Origin of the sequence: Sphaerisporangium sp. NPDC088356 (genome assembly GCF_040685555.1) — a bacterium.
GTDB lineage: Bacteria > Actinomycetota > Actinomycetes > Streptosporangiales > Streptosporangiaceae > Sphaerisporangium.
On sequence record NZ_JBFBIK010000065.1, the window covers coordinates 27,225 to 42,063 of the forward strand.

General features: G+C 70.8%; 18 protein-coding genes. 12 read left to right on the plus strand and 6 right to left on the minus strand.

All coding sequences use genetic code 11. The features are described from left to right. Both AB0O34_RS22960 and AB0O34_RS22965 read left to right on the plus strand, forming a co-directional pair. Nucleotides 1-868 (plus strand): CoA ester lyase (locus tag AB0O34_RS22960; protein WP_363918420.1); only part of this gene is annotated, 868 nt, incomplete at its 5' end. 129 nt (nucleotides 869-997) lie between these two features. Beyond that, on the plus strand, nucleotides 998-1,255 hold the full coding sequence (locus tag AB0O34_RS22965; protein ID WP_363918421.1) for a hypothetical protein: 258 nt from the start codon (nucleotides 998-1,000) through the stop codon (nucleotides 1,253-1,255). 135 nt (nucleotides 1,256-1,390) lie between these two features. Here the strand turns inward: AB0O34_RS22965 and AB0O34_RS22970 are convergent, their stop codons facing one another. Continuing rightward, nucleotides 1,391-1,957, minus strand: a complete 567-nt coding sequence (locus AB0O34_RS22970; RefSeq protein ID WP_363918423.1) for a helix-turn-helix domain-containing protein — start codon at nucleotides 1,955-1,957, stop codon at nucleotides 1,391-1,393. Between the two features lie 124 nt (nucleotides 1,958-2,081). On the opposite strand from AB0O34_RS22970, the gene AB0O34_RS22975 reads away from it, so the two are divergent. Next, on the plus strand, nucleotides 2,082-3,197 hold the full coding sequence (locus AB0O34_RS22975; protein WP_363918424.1) for a saccharopine dehydrogenase NADP-binding domain-containing protein: 1,116 nt from the start codon (nucleotides 2,082-2,084) through the stop codon (nucleotides 3,195-3,197). Here AB0O34_RS22975 and AB0O34_RS22980 read toward each other — a convergent pair. From AB0O34_RS22980 to AB0O34_RS23000, 5 genes are all read right to left on the minus strand, one after another. After that, the gene (locus AB0O34_RS22980) at nucleotides 3,184-3,510 is read right to left on the minus strand and encodes a 2OG-Fe(II) oxygenase (RefSeq protein ID WP_363918449.1); all 327 of its coding nucleotides are present in this window, start codon (nucleotides 3,508-3,510) and stop codon (nucleotides 3,184-3,186) included. The genes AB0O34_RS22975 and AB0O34_RS22980 overlap by 14 nt on opposite strands. Before the next feature lie 196 nt (nucleotides 3,511-3,706). Next, nucleotides 3,707-4,981, minus strand: a complete 1,275-nt coding sequence (locus AB0O34_RS22985; protein WP_363918426.1) for a C39 family peptidase — start codon at nucleotides 4,979-4,981, stop codon at nucleotides 3,707-3,709. Nucleotides 4,982-5,124: 143 nt separating this feature from the next. Next, entirely contained in the window at nucleotides 5,125-5,331 is a 207-nt protein-coding gene (locus AB0O34_RS22990) for an SDR family oxidoreductase (RefSeq protein ID WP_363918428.1), read from the minus strand. Between the two features lie 15 nt (nucleotides 5,332-5,346). Then, complete coding sequence (locus AB0O34_RS22995; protein WP_363918429.1) at nucleotides 5,347-6,354, minus strand: acetamidase/formamidase family protein; 1,008 nt, start codon at nucleotides 6,352-6,354, stop codon at nucleotides 5,347-5,349. A 42-nt stretch (nucleotides 6,355-6,396) separates the two neighbouring features. Further along, a complete protein-coding gene (locus AB0O34_RS23000) occupies nucleotides 6,397-7,923 on the minus strand; it encodes an APC family permease (RefSeq protein ID WP_363918431.1) in 1,527 nt (508 codons plus the stop codon). Nucleotides 7,924-8,283: 360 nt separating this feature from the next. Here AB0O34_RS23000 and AB0O34_RS23005 point away from each other — a divergent pair, with 360 nt between their 5' ends. From AB0O34_RS23005 to AB0O34_RS23045, 9 genes are all read left to right on the plus strand, one after another. Continuing rightward, nucleotides 8,284-9,549 carry an aminotransferase class III-fold pyridoxal phosphate-dependent enzyme gene (locus AB0O34_RS23005; protein WP_363918432.1) on the plus strand — a complete coding sequence of 422 codons (1,266 nt, stop codon included), beginning with the start codon at nucleotides 8,284-8,286 and terminating at the stop codon, nucleotides 9,547-9,549. Next, nucleotides 9,546-11,114, plus strand: coding sequence for an aldehyde dehydrogenase family protein (locus AB0O34_RS23010; RefSeq protein ID WP_363918434.1), 1,569 nt, complete (start codon nucleotides 9,546-9,548; stop codon nucleotides 11,112-11,114). The genes AB0O34_RS23005 and AB0O34_RS23010 overlap by 4 nt, the downstream gene beginning before the upstream one ends. 2 nt (nucleotides 11,115-11,116) lie before the next feature. After that, nucleotides 11,117-11,740: a BMC domain-containing protein gene (locus AB0O34_RS23015; protein WP_363918436.1), complete on the plus strand. Its 624-nt coding sequence runs from the start codon at nucleotides 11,117-11,119 to the stop codon at nucleotides 11,738-11,740. Continuing rightward, nucleotides 11,737-12,315, plus strand: coding sequence for a hypothetical protein (locus tag AB0O34_RS23020; RefSeq protein ID WP_363918438.1), 579 nt, complete (start codon nucleotides 11,737-11,739; stop codon nucleotides 12,313-12,315). The genes AB0O34_RS23015 and AB0O34_RS23020 overlap by 4 nt, the downstream gene beginning before the upstream one ends. Then, a complete protein-coding gene (locus AB0O34_RS23025; protein WP_363918440.1) occupies nucleotides 12,315-12,560 on the plus strand; it encodes a EutN/CcmL family microcompartment protein in 246 nt (81 codons plus the stop codon). The genes AB0O34_RS23020 and AB0O34_RS23025 overlap by 1 nt, the downstream gene beginning before the upstream one ends. 36 nt (nucleotides 12,561-12,596) lie before the next feature. Continuing rightward, nucleotides 12,597-12,881, plus strand: a complete 285-nt coding sequence (locus AB0O34_RS23030) for a BMC domain-containing protein (protein ID WP_363918441.1) — start codon at nucleotides 12,597-12,599, stop codon at nucleotides 12,879-12,881. A gap of 13 nt (nucleotides 12,882-12,894) precedes the next feature. Continuing rightward, the gene (locus AB0O34_RS23035) at nucleotides 12,895-13,611 is read left to right on the plus strand and encodes a microcompartment protein (RefSeq protein WP_363918443.1); all 717 of its coding nucleotides are present in this window, start codon (nucleotides 12,895-12,897) and stop codon (nucleotides 13,609-13,611) included. Nucleotides 13,612-13,653: 42 nt separating this feature from the next. Then, the gene (locus AB0O34_RS23040; protein WP_363918445.1) at nucleotides 13,654-14,655 is read left to right on the plus strand and encodes a phosphotransferase; all 1,002 of its coding nucleotides are present in this window, start codon (nucleotides 13,654-13,656) and stop codon (nucleotides 14,653-14,655) included. A gap of 9 nt (nucleotides 14,656-14,664) precedes the next feature. After that, a partial coding sequence (locus AB0O34_RS23045) for an SDR family NAD(P)-dependent oxidoreductase (protein WP_363918451.1) occupies nucleotides 14,665-14,839 on the plus strand: 175 nt, incomplete at its 3' end.

Below are 14,839 nucleotides of genomic sequence, written 5' to 3' on the forward strand. Positions count from 1 at the left end.
CCGTGCTGATCTTTCTGTACGTATTCGCGAGGGGAGTGGGGTCGTGCTGACCTTCCTGTACGCGCCCGCCGACAGGCCGGCGCTGGTGGCCAAGGCACTGGCAGGGACCGCCGACGTGGTGATCGTCGACTTGGAGGACGCCGTCGCGGCGGACGCCAAGGTCCAGGCGCGGGCGGAGGTCGTGGGGCTGCTCGCCTCCCCGCAGCCGCGCGTCCAGATCAGGATCAACGACGTGCGCACGGCCTGCGGCCAGGCGGACCTGCGGGCCATCGGCGCGCTGTGCTCGGGCACGGCCGGCATCCGGGTGCCGAAGGTCGAGTCGGCCGTCGACGTTCGCGACGTCGCCAAGGCCGTGCCGGGCGTCGCGCTGCACCCGCTCATCGATTCGGCCCTCGGCCTCGAACGGGCCTACGAGATCGCCTCGGCCGACCCGGCGGTGGCGAGCGTCGGCCTGGGCGAGGCGGACCTGCGCGCCGACCTGGGCGTCAGCGACGAGGCGGGGCTGGCCTGGGCACGGTCGCGGCTGGTCGTCGCCGCCCGCGCGGCCGGGCTGCCCGCGCCCGTCCAGTCGGTCTACACCGACTTCCACGACCTGGAAGGCCTGGCCGAGTCGTGCCGGGTCGGCCGTTCCATGGGCTTTCGCGGCCGGGCCGCCATCCACCCGGCCCAGCTCCCGGTCATCGAGGCCGCCTACCGCCCGACCGAAGAGGAGGTCACGGCGGCCAACGAGGTCGTCGCGGCGGCCGGAGTCGGCGCCGTGGCCCTCCCGGACGGCCGCTTCGTCGACGAGGCCGTCGTCCGCCAGGCCAGAAGCGTCCTCACCGACGCCCTCCGCACCCCCGCCACCACCCCGACCATGACGCCCTAGCCGGCTTCGCGGACCGAGCGCTGCTCGGCCCGCTAATCTTCCTGCCGTTCCTCAGCTCGGCCTTCGTGCCCACCGGCACCATGCCCGGCCCGGTGCGCGCCTTCGCCGAACACCAGCGGCGCGCTCACCGTGTTGCGCGTCGACGATGCGGTCGAAGCCTTTCAGGAGGCGCATTCAGCTGCTGCGCGCATCTGCACCCGGTGTGTCGCGGCCGCGCTGCTGGGCGAGTTCGGTGTGGCAGTCGGCGGCGAGGAGGTAGGTGTCGAAGACGCTGCGCCCGGCTTCGTTGGCGGGGTCGAAGACGAGGCCGTCCACGTTCAGGCGGATCTCGCGGTCGATGAGAGCGTCACTGAGCTGTTGACGGCAACGAGCGGTGACGCTCTGTGAGATTATGACTGTGCATACCAGTTGGCCACTCTGGTGCTTTACAAGGGTTCGGCGGCAGTGGTCAAGAAGTTGGGCAGGTGGAGACGTCGGCCCCGCCCTGAAGCGATCAGTTATGGCACTGGGCAGACGTCCTTCTCACATCCCGGCGAGGGCGGCTCGCAGTTCGTCGGTCACCGTGTGCAGGCAGCTGCCAAAACTCGCATGCCCTGTGGTCTCGATCCAGAGCCGGAAGGCGTTCTGAAAGGCCACCGTGGCGAGCTGCGCGACCAATTCGGCCGTCCCGGCGTTCACCTGGCGTTGCTTCAGGGCGTCGCGGATCGCCTCGGTGATCGCGGCCGTTTTGGTCCGTTCGCGCTCCTGCAGCTCCGGGCTGGCGTCGATCACCGCCCGGCGCTCCGCTGCGCCGTCCACGTGCTCGACGAGCTGGGCGCCGACTCGCGCCAGCGCATCCAGGGCGGCAGCGAGCGGAGTCGCGTTCGGGTCTGCCGTTAGGACTGCCTCCGCCAGTGCCGGGGGCAGGCGCTCTGAGCCGGCGAACAGGACCTCTCGCTTGTCCGGGAAGTAGCGGAAGTAGGAGCGCCGGGTGAGTCCGGCCCGCTCGGCGATATGGGTCACCGTCACGTTGTCGTAGCCGCGCTCCAGGTACAGCTCGATAGCCGCCCGCTTCAGGCGCTCCTCGGCACCCGGATCCCACCTCGCCATAGGTTGACTGTAACAGGTGATGTCCCACTGTGTCGTCAGTGCTAGCCTGTACTCACGACACACTGTGTCATCACTGGGGGCGCCCGTCCCCGGTGCGGCCCGGAGCAGGCAGGGTGACGTTCGCATGACTGAGACCAGCGGGACCGGCGGGACGACAGGCGAGAGCAGGACGAACGACGAGGTATGGATAGTCGGGGCGACCGGCCGTGTGGGCCGGGGCGTGACCGCGCGACTGGCCGCGCGGGGGCTGACGGTCGTGCCGGTCGGGCGCAGCCGGGAGCGGCTGGCCGCCGCCGGGGCCGAAGCCGGTCTGCCCGGGGACGCGAAGGTCGTCGTCGCCGACTCGGCTGAGCGGATCGCGGACGAGATCGTCCGGGAGCGCCCGCGGGTGGTGGTGAACACGATGGGCGCCTTCGCCACCACGGCACCGGTGATCGCCCGTGCCTGCATGCCCGGCGGCCACTACGTCGACCAAGCCAACGACGTGGTCGCCGTGAACCGGCTGCTCGCCCTGCACGACGAAGCGGTGCGGGCGGGCAGCACCCTGGTCACCGGCGCCGGATTCGGCGTGCTGGCGACGGAGGCTGTGGTAGCGAAGCTGTGCGAAGGCCGGCCCACGCCGCACCGGGTGCGGGTCGACGCCGTGGCCTCGGTGGCCGTCGAGGCGGGCGTCCTCGGTGCCGCCTTGGCGGCCAGCATCGTGGACGTGCTCACCGCCGGCGGACGGCGGTACGAGAACGGGCGGCTGATGACGTCGCGCCTCGGCGCCGACCCGCAGCAACTCACCTTCCCGGACGGGGAGTCGGCGAAGTCGGCAGGTGTCTCGTCCGGCGAGCTCATCGCGGCGCATGCGGTGAGCGGAGCACCGTTCGTCACCCCCACTTCCGCTCTCGCGCCGACCGCTCCGCTGATAGGTGCCCTGCTCCCGCTGCTCGGCCGCCTGTTGTCCGTTCCGGCGCTGCGACGCCTCGCCGTCGACCGGCTCGGCCGGGTCCCGGTGAAGGCCGCACCCCGTCCGCGCAAGCACTCCTGGGGGCACGCCGTCGTCGAGTGGACGGACGGCACCCGGCACGAGGGATGGCTCCGCGCCGGCGACGGCATGGACTTCACGGCCGACGTCACCGCCACCGTCACCGAACTGCTGGCCCGTGGCGTCGGCAGGCCCGGGTCCTGGACACCGGCAGCCGCCCTCGGAACGGACCTGGCGACGACCGCAGGCGGCACCTTCATACTGGACTGAGGAGCGCCGATGCCCGCCGTCCGGCGGCTGCGGGGCCTCGGCGAGTGCCCGCGACAACCCCCAGCCTGTTCTCCCCACCGGTGAAGTCTTCGCCAGGCTGATTGAGCATGATGGCAATCTGCAGCGGGAAGACGCCGTAGATGTCCTGGTGCAGGCACGCGTAGTCACCAGGGCCGTACTGCAGGATCAGCGGGGTGGAACGGTGCTGCCCGTTGGCCGCGCACTCGGCCAGCAACTCGTCCAGGGTGGCGGGAAAGGTCCGTTCGTTCAGCTGCGGCGCATTGAGAAGGACGCCATGCAGGTGCTGCGTCAGTTGTAGCTCAAAGGGAAGCCGGCTGTACGGGTACGGCCTGAGTCACGCGGTGGCCTCGCTGTCGTGCACCATCGGGTCGTTCCTCGCGGTGACCTCGGCGCCGTTGGCCGCCGGCGACCGCTTGGCCCGTGACCGGACCGCGGTTTGGGGGCCGAGGTGCGGCGAACCCCGGAGGGGCCGCCGCACCCGGAAGGGGTCACCAGTTGGCGGGCAGCCCCGGTGTGGTCCTGGGCAGCTTGTGCCCTGGCGGATGGATGACGTAGACGATGCCGCCGCTGCCGGTGCTGCGGAGCCAGACGTTCTCGAAGTTGGCTCGCGGGTAGACGTGGCGTACGGCGTCGTTGTTCGGCGAGGCCGGGTCGTTGGCGATCACGTCGCCCGTGGCGGTGAAGCCGATGATCACCATGAGGTGGCCGTTGGTGCCGTAGCCGGCGCCGGGCAGCTCGCTCTCCTGGAACGACTGGGAGGTGATCACCGGGATGCCGGCCTTGATCAGGCGTTCCATCTCGGTGAGCGACCGCAGCCGGGTCACGAAGCCCTCCAGGCCGTAGCGGCCGGCGTAGGCGGTGTTGAAGGGCCAGTTGCCCGCACCCTGGTAGGCGTGGTCGTAGGTGTACCGGGCGGCGTAGTCGACCTCGGGGTTCGGGTCGGACGGGTCGACCCAGGAGGTGTCCTCGGCGCTCGGCCACCTGCCCCAGTAACCGAGGACCATGGTGGTCGACGTCGGGCTGCACCACGCCTCGCCGCCGCCGTCCCACTCGGGGTAGTGGCCGCGGTGGACGTTCTGGGAGCGGCGGGGCACGTTCAGCTCGGTTCCCCACGCGCCGCCCGAGGGGCTGACCGGCACGGTGGCGCGTTCCGGTACGGCGGAGGCCATCGCGCCGAGGGTCCTGACCTCGGGGATCACCGCCGAGCCCGGCGTGCGATGCAGCGTGACCCGCAGCTGGTACGCGGTGATGGCCTTGCCCGCCGCGGCGACGAAGGTGTCGACGGAGACGGTGCCGTCGGCGTCCCGCTGGCCCGGCAACGAGGTGCGGCGGATGTCGGACTCGCCGTAGGCCCAGCGGCCCATCACGTACCACTTGGTCAGCCCGGCCGTGTGGCGGCCGCGCATCTCGACCTGCAGCCAGCTCCCGGGCGGCGTGTCCGCCGTCCAGGAGGCGACCAGCTCGGTGGCGGCGAAGCCGATCCGCCGCTCCTTGCCGGTCCAGCGGGCGTACTCCCAGTCCTTGGTGCCGAGCGCGTCGGTGTAGGAGGTCGTCCCCACAGGGGAGGCGAAGGCGAGGCCGCGACCGGCGGTCACGCCCTCGGCGGTGCCGGAGTGGAAGGACGCTCGCTGGTAAACGACCTTCACCGGACTCGGCGGCGGTTTGGCCCCGGCGGCGGCGCTCGCCGCGGAGGGCGTCGCGGCGGTGGTGGCCAGGAGGACGGCGGGGAGTAAGACGGAGAGGAGGACGGTCGGCACGCGCATGGGCTCACCTTCCCTGAAAGGGCTCTCGACGCCGCAGACGGTAGAACCTCCGCCTATTTCGTACATCGGGCGGTTTACGTATCGCCGCCGGGACAGGGACGCCGCCTCGCCCGCCGCCGGGGGCGGGTGTGCGTCCAGGGCGCCTAGGTCCGCAGGTAGGAGGCCCCGTTGAGGTCGATGATGGTGCCGCTGGTCCATTCGGCCGCGGGGGAGGCCAGGTAGAGGACGGCGGCGGCGATCTCCTCGGGCAGGCCCACCCGGCCGAACGGGCTCTGGGCGCGCACCGCGTCACCCCGTGGCGACTTCAGGTGCTCGTTGGTCATGTCGGTCTGGACGAAGCCGGGCGCCACCGTTCGCGGGGCCCGTTACAGCGCCGCCGCCATCGCCCGCAGGCGGGCGTGGGTGCCGCCCATCGGCATGACGCCCTTGAGCACGGCCTTCGGCAGCTTCGCGGTCATCGTGTAGACGGTGTCGACCACGTTGGCCACCGGGGTGAGGACGGCCTGCGAGACCAGCTGGTAGGCGTCGAGCAGGGACAGGCCCGTCTCCGCCGCCAGCCACTTCGTCATCTCCGCGTGCGCGATCCGGAAGGCGTCCTCCAGGGGCTTGGTCGAGCCGGTGGTGATGATGAAGTCGTCGCTCTCCAGCCGGGGCCAGGCGCAGGGGGCACCCTTGATCAGGTCGATGATCACCACGGTGTCCATGGCCGTCTCGACGGCCACCCCGCAGGTCTCGCCCTCTCCCTGCCGGGCGTGACCGTCACCGAACGAGAACATCGCGCCCTCGACGTTGACCCCGAGGTAGCAGGTGATGCCGGCGCGCATCTCCGGGGTGTCCATGTTGCCGCCCCAGTCGCCGGGCGTCAGGGAGCTGCGGACCTCGCCGAGTGCTGGGGCGACGCCGACCGTGCCGTGCATCGGGTCGAGCGGCAGGTCCACCTCGTACGGGGAGTCGAGCGCGCTGTACCGGACGAGCCTGGCCTCCCTGTCGATCTCGTAGATCCACGTGCGCTCGGGCAGCGCCTCGTGCAGCAGGGCCGTCGTCCCGGTGCCGGTCAGCGAGCCGAAGAAGGGGACGGTCGTGCTGACGCCCCGCGCCTCCCTCGGCTCGACGCTGACGAAGTGGACCGCGAGCGTGTCGCCGGGCTCGGCCCCCTCCACGTAGAAGGGGCCCGTCTGCGGGTTGATGAACCGCGGATCGCAGACCTCGGAGACCCGGTCGCTCACCGAGGTGACCCGCCCCGCGAAGCAGTCACGGGTCCAGGTCGACAGGACCGTACCGGGCCGCACCGACATCACCGGCGCGGTGCCGCCGAAGGTGTAGGTGAGGCCCGCCGGATCGGCGTCCGGATCGAGGTCGTACGAGATGATCATTCGATTTCTCCTTCGGCGGCGGCGACCCGGTCCTCGATGTCGTCAGTCGCGCTCGACGGTCTCCTCCAGCACGATGCGCCCGATGATGTCGTACTTGAGTGGCTTTCTGGCCCTCAGGTAGAGAGCGAGGGCGGCGCCGGCGACGGCGAAGCCGACCACGATCCACGGGATGAGCCTGAACAGCAGTGTCTTGGACGCGTCTCCGGCGGCGGCCTCCTGGTTCTGGAAGAGCAGGAAGACCACGTAGAGCATCGCCAGCCCTCCGGCCAGGGGGGCGACCAGCGTGCGCCAGACGTTGGCCGTCTCCGGGTGCTTCTTCTTGACGTGGAAGTAGCCGATCACCGAGAACGAGCACAGCGACTGGACGACCAGGATCGCGAGCGTGCCGAGCACGGCGAGCAGCGTGTACATGTGCACGTAGGGGTCCATGCCGCCGATGAAGAACGCGAGGACCAGCACGACCGAGACGGCGGTCTGCACGAAGCCGGCGATGTGCGGGGAGCCGTGCTTGGCGTGGGTGCGCCCGAGGGTGCGGGCGGTGCCGGGGATCAGGTCCTCACGGCCGAGCGCGTACAGGTAGCGCGAGGCGCAGTTGTGGAAGGCCATCGAGCAGGCGAACGACCCGGTCAGGATCAGGATCTTGAACAGGTCGACGGCCCACACGCCGATGAGTTCCCGGGTGGGGTTGAAGAAGACCCCGGCGAACTCCTTGGCCGCGATCTCGGGTGCCCTGACACCGCTGGCCGCGACGGTCATCCAGGAGACGAAGGTGTAGAACAGCCCGATTCCGACCACGGAGACCAGGGTGGCCCTGGGGACGATCCGCTTGGGGTCACGGGACTCCTCGCCGTACATCGCGGTGGACTCGAAGCCGACCCACGACCAGAAGCACATGAACAGCCCGAGCCCGACCGCGCCGGCCGCCAGGCCGGTGGTCTTGAAGGCGTTGACCGGGTTGAGCGAGCCGGCCATCAGCCCGTCGGGGCCGCCGCCGTGGAAGAGCGTCACGGTCGCGGTGAGGCCCAGCATGAGGATCTCGGTGACCAGGAAGACGCCGAGGACCTTGGCGGTCAGGTTGATGTCGAAGTACGTGAGGGCGGCGTTCAGCGCGAGGCCGAAGAAGGCGAACCAGAGCCAGTGGACGTCCACCCTCGCCAGCGACTTGAAGGTGTCGTTGGCCGAGTAGGCGAAGAAGCCGATGATCGAGGCCTCGAACACGACGTACGCCATGGTGGCCAGCAGGCCGGCGACCATGCCGGCCACCTGCCCGAGGCCGTGGGAGATGTACCCGTAGAAGGCGCCGGCCGAGGTGATGTGCTTGGCCATCGCGACATACCCCACCGAGAACACGGTGAGGACGATGGTCGCGACCAGGTAGCCCGCCGGGACGCCGAGGCCGTTGCCGAAGCCAAGCGCGATGGGGACGTTGCCGGTCATGGCGGTGATGGGGGCGGCGGTGGCGACCGCCATGAAGATGACGCCGAGCAGGCCGACGGCGTCCTTGCGGAGGCGGTTCACGCCCGGGGTCGCGGGGGTCGCCGCCGTCGCCTGGTTATCAGTGGTGCTCAAGACTGTGCCCTTCCGGGGGAACCAGCGTCGTACTGGGATGGCGTAGAGGGCGCCACGTCGGCGACGGCCGCGAAGGTGACCGTGGTCAGACCGAATGGGCCCTGGTCGAACTCGCCGGAGCTCAGGGGGGCGTGGGGTGGCGGTTTCTGCTCAGTGGTGCACACCGGTCGGCCTCCTGGTGGGGACGCTCTCGACGTGGGGCGAGGTCACGCGAGGTGCGCAAATGCTGCCATTTATGGCCAGCCCAAAGCAATACCTTCCGTGTTTCCGAATCCTCACAAAATGGACCATTGACGCATAAGGTCGGCCTGGTGAAGTATTCGGTCCTACCGATTAGTAGACCGAACCGATGGGACCGGGATGCTGGACTACGGGTTGTTCTCCTTCGCGTCAAAGGACGAGGTTCTCGAGAAGTCCCTGGCGTACTGGAACCCGGGGAAGACGCAGTTCTGGATCGACTCCGGAGTGCCCCTGGTCATCGACCGCAGGGAGGGCTACTTCCTGTACGACGTCTCCGGCAAGCGCCTGATCGACGTCCACCTCAACGGCGGCACCTACAACGTCGGCCACCGCAACCCGGAGGTCCTGGCCGCTCTGAGGCACGCCATGGACCATTTCGACATCGGCAACCATCACTTCCCGTCCCTGGCCCGCACGGCCCTGGCGGAGGCGCTGATCACCACCGGCCCGGAAGGGCTGAGCAAGGTCATCTACGCCAGCGGCGGCGGCGAGGCCATCGACATCGCGCTCAAGACCGCCCGCCACGCGACGGGCAAGCGCAAGATCGTCTCGATCGTCAAGGCCTACCACGGGCACACCGGGCTGGCCGTCGGCACCGGCGACGACCGGTTCTCCAAGCTCTTCCTGTCCGACCGGCCGGAGGAGTTCGTCCACGTGCCGTTCAACGACCTGGACGCCATGGACCAGGCGCTGCGGGGCAGGGACGTCGCCGCCGTGATCATGGAGACGATCCCCGCGACGTACGGCTTCCCGCTGCCGGAGCCGGGATACCTGGAGAGCGTGAAGCGCCTGTGCGAGACCCACGACGCCCTGTACATCGCCGACGAGGTGCAGACCGGGCTCATGCGCACCGGGGAGCTGTGGGCCATCACCAAGCACGGGATCCGGCCTGACATCCTGGTCACCGGCAAGGGGATCTCCGGCGGCCTGTACCCCATCGCCGCCGTGCTGGTCAGCGAGCGCTGCGCGGGATGGCTGACCGAGGACGGCTTCGCGCACATGGCCTCCTTCGGCGGCGCGGAGCTCGGCTGCGTCACCGCGCTGAAGACGCTGGAGATCTGCGCCCGCCTCGAGACCCGCTCGATCGTGCACTACATCAGCGACCTCGTCGGCCGGGGTCTTTCGGACATCCGCGCGGACAACCCCGGCTGGTTCACCGGCATCCGGCAGAACGGCCTGGTCATCGGCCTGGAGTTCGATCATCCTGAGGGCGCGAAGTACGTCATGAGGCATCTGTACGAGAACGGGGTCTGGGCGATCTTCTCCACCCTGGATCCCCGGGTGCTGCAGTACAAACCAGGCATCCTGCTCGACCCGTCGCTGGCCGAGGAACTGCTGGATCGTACGGCCGTCGCGATCGCGCGGGCCGCGAAGGAGGCCCGGTGAACAGGCCGGTGAACAGTCCGGTAAACGCCGCGAGAGGCAACGCCGCCGCGACCCGTCCGGCGGACCGTGGCCCCGTGATGCTGGAGCGGGCACGGTGGGCCGCCCGCGCGTACGCCCGCTACGACAAGGCGGCCGTGGACCGCATCGTCGCGGCCGTCGCCCGCGTGGCCGCCGCGAACGCCGTGCGCTACGCCGAGTGGGCCGTGCGGGAGACCGGGTTCGGCGTCGCCGAGCACAAGGCGCTCAAGAACCTGGCCTGCTCGACCGGCCTCGTCGAGGCCTACGCGGATCACGACTACGTGTCCCCGCGTGCCGACGCCGCCGACAAGATCCTCTCGATCCCGAGGCCGGCCGGAGTCGTCTTCGCCCTGACCCCCTCGACCAACCCGGTGGCCACGGTCTACTTCAAGATCCTCCTCGCGCTGATGACGCGGAACGCGATCGTGATCAGCCCGCATCCGATGGCCAGGGAGTGCTGCGCCGACGCCGCCAGGACCCTCGCCGAGGCCGCGGTGGCCGCCGGCGCCCCCGACGGGGTGGTCCAGGTGATCGAGGAGCCGGCGCTGCCCATGATCGAGCAGATGATGGCCGACCCCCGGGTGGACGTGATCGTCGCGACGGGCGGGACACCGGTCGTCCGCGCCGCCTACCGGTCCGGCAACCCGGCGCTCGGCGTCGGCCCCGGCAACGTCCCGGTGCTGGTCGACCGCACGGCGGACCTGGAGTCCGCCGCCCGGCACATCGTGGACAGCAAGAGCTTCGACAACTCCATCCTGTGCACCAACGAGTCGGTGCTCATCGTCGAGGACGCGGTCGCCGACCGGCTGGTCTCGCTCATGCGCGGCGCCCACCCGCTGAGCGACGACGAGCGTGACCGGGTGCGCGACGCGCTGTTCCCCGAAGGCCGGTTCGACACCCGCTTCGTCGGCAAGGACGCGGTGTGGATCGCCCAGCAGGCGGGGGTCCGGGTGCCTTCCGGTACGAAGATCCTGCTCGCGCCGTTCGACATGGCCGTACCCGAGGAGCCGCTCGCCCACGAGAAGCTCTGCCCGGTGCTCGGCCTCATGCGCGTGCCCTCGGCGCGGCGCGGCATCGACGCCGCGCGGGCGGTGCTGCGCATCGCCGGGGCGGGCCACTCGGCGGCGATCCACAGCACCGACCCGGCCACCATCATGGAGTACGGCGCGGCCGTGCCGGTCCTGCGGATCTCGGTGAACGCGGGCAACAGCACGGGCGGCTCGGGGATCGACACCAACCTCCCGATCTCCATGACCATCGGCACCGGCTTCGTCGGCGGCTCGTCGGCGGGGGAGAACCTCCAGCCGGGCAACCTGGTGAACTGGACCCGGGTCGCCTATCACGTGGACGCCCCGTTCGGCGGCTTCGACCGGCTCGATCCGTGGTCGCCCCCCGGCGGCCCGGTGCCCCCCTACCCCGAGGCGTCCAACGCCCGCACGGCTCCGGCGTCCCATGAGCGGCGGGATGCCGGCGCTCGCGGTGACGAGCTGCGTGACGAGATCAGGCGACTGATCCTCGAAGAGCTCGCGTCCCTGGTGAGGTCCTGACCATGGCCGAGTTGCGCTCCTTCATCTTCATCGACCAGCTGCAGCCGCAGACCATGTGCTACCTCGCCACCTGGATGCGCGGCGCGCTGCCCCGGCTCAACCAGGCGGCCCAGATCATCGAGATCGCCCCCGGCCTGGACATCGAACCGCTGACCGACGTGGCGCTCAAGCACGCCGAGGTGAAGGCCGGCGTGCTCGTCGTCGAGCGGCAGTTCGGCTACCTGGAGTTCCACGGGCAGATCGGCGAGGTGCGCGCCGCCGCCGACGCGGTGCTGGACGAGCTCGGGGCCACCGCGGCCGACGCGGTGCCCCCGCGCATCCTCGCCTCGGAGATCGTGTCGAGCCTGGACGGCCAGCACGCCTTCCTCATCAACAGGAACCGGCTCGGGTCGCTCGCGCTGCCCGGCGAGTCGCTGTTCGTCCTGGAGTGCCAGCCCGCCTCGTACGCCATCCTCGCGGTCAACGAGGCCGAGAAGGCCGCCGAGATCAAGGTCGTGGACTACCGCATGATGGGCGCGACCGGGCGGGTCTACCTCTCCGGCCGCGAGTCCGACGTGCGGCAGGCCGCCGAGGCCGCCCGCCAGGCGCTGGAGGGCTCCACCGCCTCACCTTGGAGCAGGGCATGACCGTTCACCCGGACCAGGCGGGCATCCGCGGCGACGAGTTGCGTGCGCTGGTCCGCGAGGTCGTCCGCGACCTGCTGCCCATGCTGCGCGACGCGGCGGGGAAGACGGGCCACCAGGCGGAGCCGGTGGCGATCGCGAGCGACGACGACCTCAACGCCTTCGCCCTGCGCGTGCTCGACCTCGCCCGCGACCCGGCCCGCGCCGCCGCCCTGAGGGACGGGCGGCTGCGGTTCCGCCTCTCCGCCCCCGACACGCCGCCCGCCGCCGGTGACGCGCAGGCCATACCCGCCGCGCTGATCCCTGGAGGCGGCGCGCGAGCCGTACCGGCCGCGCCAACCGCCGGAGGTGACGCGCGAGTCGTACCGGCCGCGCTGACCGCCGGAGGCGACGCGCGAGCCGTACCCCAGCGGGAGACGGCCGTGCGGCGGCACGAGAAGGGGGCGGTCACCGAGCGGCACGTCGCCGAGGCCGCGAGGGCGGGCGCCCGCCTGGTCCTCGGGCGCCGCGCCGTCCTCACGCCACTGGCCAAGGAGAGGGTCCGGGCTTCCGGCCTCGTCGTCACGAGGGAGGACTGATGCTGCGCGGCACGGTGACGTCCAGTGTCTGGGCGACCAGAAGGATCGACGGGATCCCCGGCGGCGCGTTCCTGGAGGTCGAGCTCGACGGGGGATCACGGCTGATCGCCTTCGACGTGCTCGGCAGCGGTATCGGCGAGCGGGTCCTGGTCGTCCAGGGCTCGGTGGCCGCGTCCTGGTTCCCCGTGGACAAGTCCCCGCCGATCGACGCCCTGATCATCGGCTCGATCGACATTCCTACTTAACCGAGATATCCCGACTTAACGGCATAAGGAGCAGCAATGGCAAACAACGCGATCGGCCTGATCGAGACCAAGGGATACGTCGCGGCACTGGCCGCCGCCGACGCCATGGTGAAGGCCGCCAATGTCACGATCGTCGGACGCGAGCAGGTCGGCGCCGGGCTGGTGGCGGTCACGGTGATCGGGGACGTCGGCGCGGTCAAGGCCGCCACCGAGGCCGGCGCCGAGACCGCCTCCAACATCGGCGAGCTCGTCTCCGTGCACGTCATCCCGCGCCCGCACGCCGACCTGGCGCGCGGCTTCAACCTCTCGACCGGTGAGTAGCACCCCCCGACCGGTGAGCACGACCCCGCCCTCCCCGAAACCCCGCGCCCGCGCCGCGAAGCCCTCCCCCTCGCGCGGGCCGCAGCCGGAGGGGCGCCGCTCGGCCGAGCTCCGGGTCTACCTGCTCATCGAGAACCTCCGGCGGCAGTTCACCGCCGCGATGGCCGCCCCGACGCGGGCCAGGGGATACCCGCCCTACGAGGGGCAGCACGCCCTCATCGTGGAGGTGGCTCCGGGCCTTGCCATCGAGCGCGTCATCGACCTCGCGCTGCGCGCCGTGCCCTCCGTCGAGCCGGGGATCCTGTTCGTCGAGCGGCAGTTCGGCGTGCTGGAGGTCCACGGCTCGTCGGTGGAGGACGTGCGCCGCGCGGGGCAGGCCATCCTCGACGGCATCGGCGCCTCGCCCGCCGACCAGCTCAGACCCCGGATCCTGTACACCGACGTCATCGAGGACATCACCGACCAGCACGCGGTCCTCGTCAACCGCAACAGGCAGGCCTCGATGGTCCTGCCGGGGGAGACGCTCCTGGTCTGCGAGATGACCCCGGCGCTGTTCGCCACCGTCGCGGCGAACGAGGCCGAGAAGGCGGCGCCCGACATCACGCTCGTGGACGTGCAGATGATCGGCTCCGCCGGCCGTCTCTATATCAGCGGGCGCGCCGAGTCGGTGCGCACCGCGAGGGACGCCATCGCCCGCGTCCTTTCGGCCGTCGAAGGCCGTGACCACTAAAAAGGCATGACCACCAAACGGCCGTGACCACGAGGAGTGCGCATGGAGGTCCATGACCTGTCGGGCGGCGACGACGTTCTCGCCCGCGTCGAGCTGGTCGCCCGGCGGGCGCTGCGGCACTACGGCCTCTCGCCCGACGCCCGGGTGAGGCTCATCAACGTGTCGGAGAACGCCACCTTCCTCGTCACCGACGCGGGCGCCCGCACCGTGCTGCGCGTCCACCGCCTCGGCTACCACTCGCGCGAGGCGATCGGCTCCGAGCTCGACTGGCTCTCGGCGCTGCGCGACGAGGCCGGCGTGCGCACCCCGGCGGTGCTTCCCGCACTGGACGGATCGAGGGTCGTCACCGTCGAGGACCCGGGCTCCGCGCCGCGCAGCTGCGTGATGTTCGAGTTCGTCCCCGGGAGCGAGCCCGCCGAGCACCGCCTGGTCGAGCACTTCGAGCCGCTCGGCGCGATCACCGCCCGCATGCACCTGCACGCCCGCCGCTGGGCGCGGCCGGCCGCCTTCACCCGGTTCCACTGGGACGCCGAGGCGGCGTTCGGGCCCGCGCCGCGCTGGGGCAGGTGGCAGGACGGCGCCGGCGTCGACCGGGAGGCGCACGCCGTGCTGTCCCGGCTGGAACGGGCCCTGCGCGAGCGGCTGGAGCGGTTCGGCAAGGGACCGGAGCGCTACGGGCTCATCCACGCCGACCTGCGCCTGGCCAACCTGCTCGTGGACGGTACGTCCGGCACCACCGTGATCGACTTCGACGACTGCGGGCTCGGCTGGTACCTGTACGACCTCGGCGCCGCCGTCAGCTTCATCGAGCACCACCCGCGGGTCCCGCAGATGATCGACTCCTGGGTCCGCGGCTACCGGAGCGTCCTCGGCCTGCCGAGGGACGACGAGAACGAGATCTGGACCTTCATCATGTTCCGCCGCCTGCTGCTCGTGGCCTGGATCGGCTCCCACTCGGCGGTCGACGTCGCCCGCGAGCTCGGCGCCGGCTACACCCGGGGAAGCTGCGAGCTGGCCGAGCGCTACCTCAGTGGATCACTCTAAAGGAGTCGTATGTTCACCTCAGTGGCCGGACGGTCGGTGATCGTCACCGGTGGCACCAAGGGCATCGGCAAGGGCATCGCGAAGGTCTTCGCGGACGCCGGCGCCCGCGTGCTGATCGTCGGCAGGGACGCCGAGGCCGCCGGGGCGGCGGCCGACGAGCTGGGAGTCTCCCATCTCGTCGCGG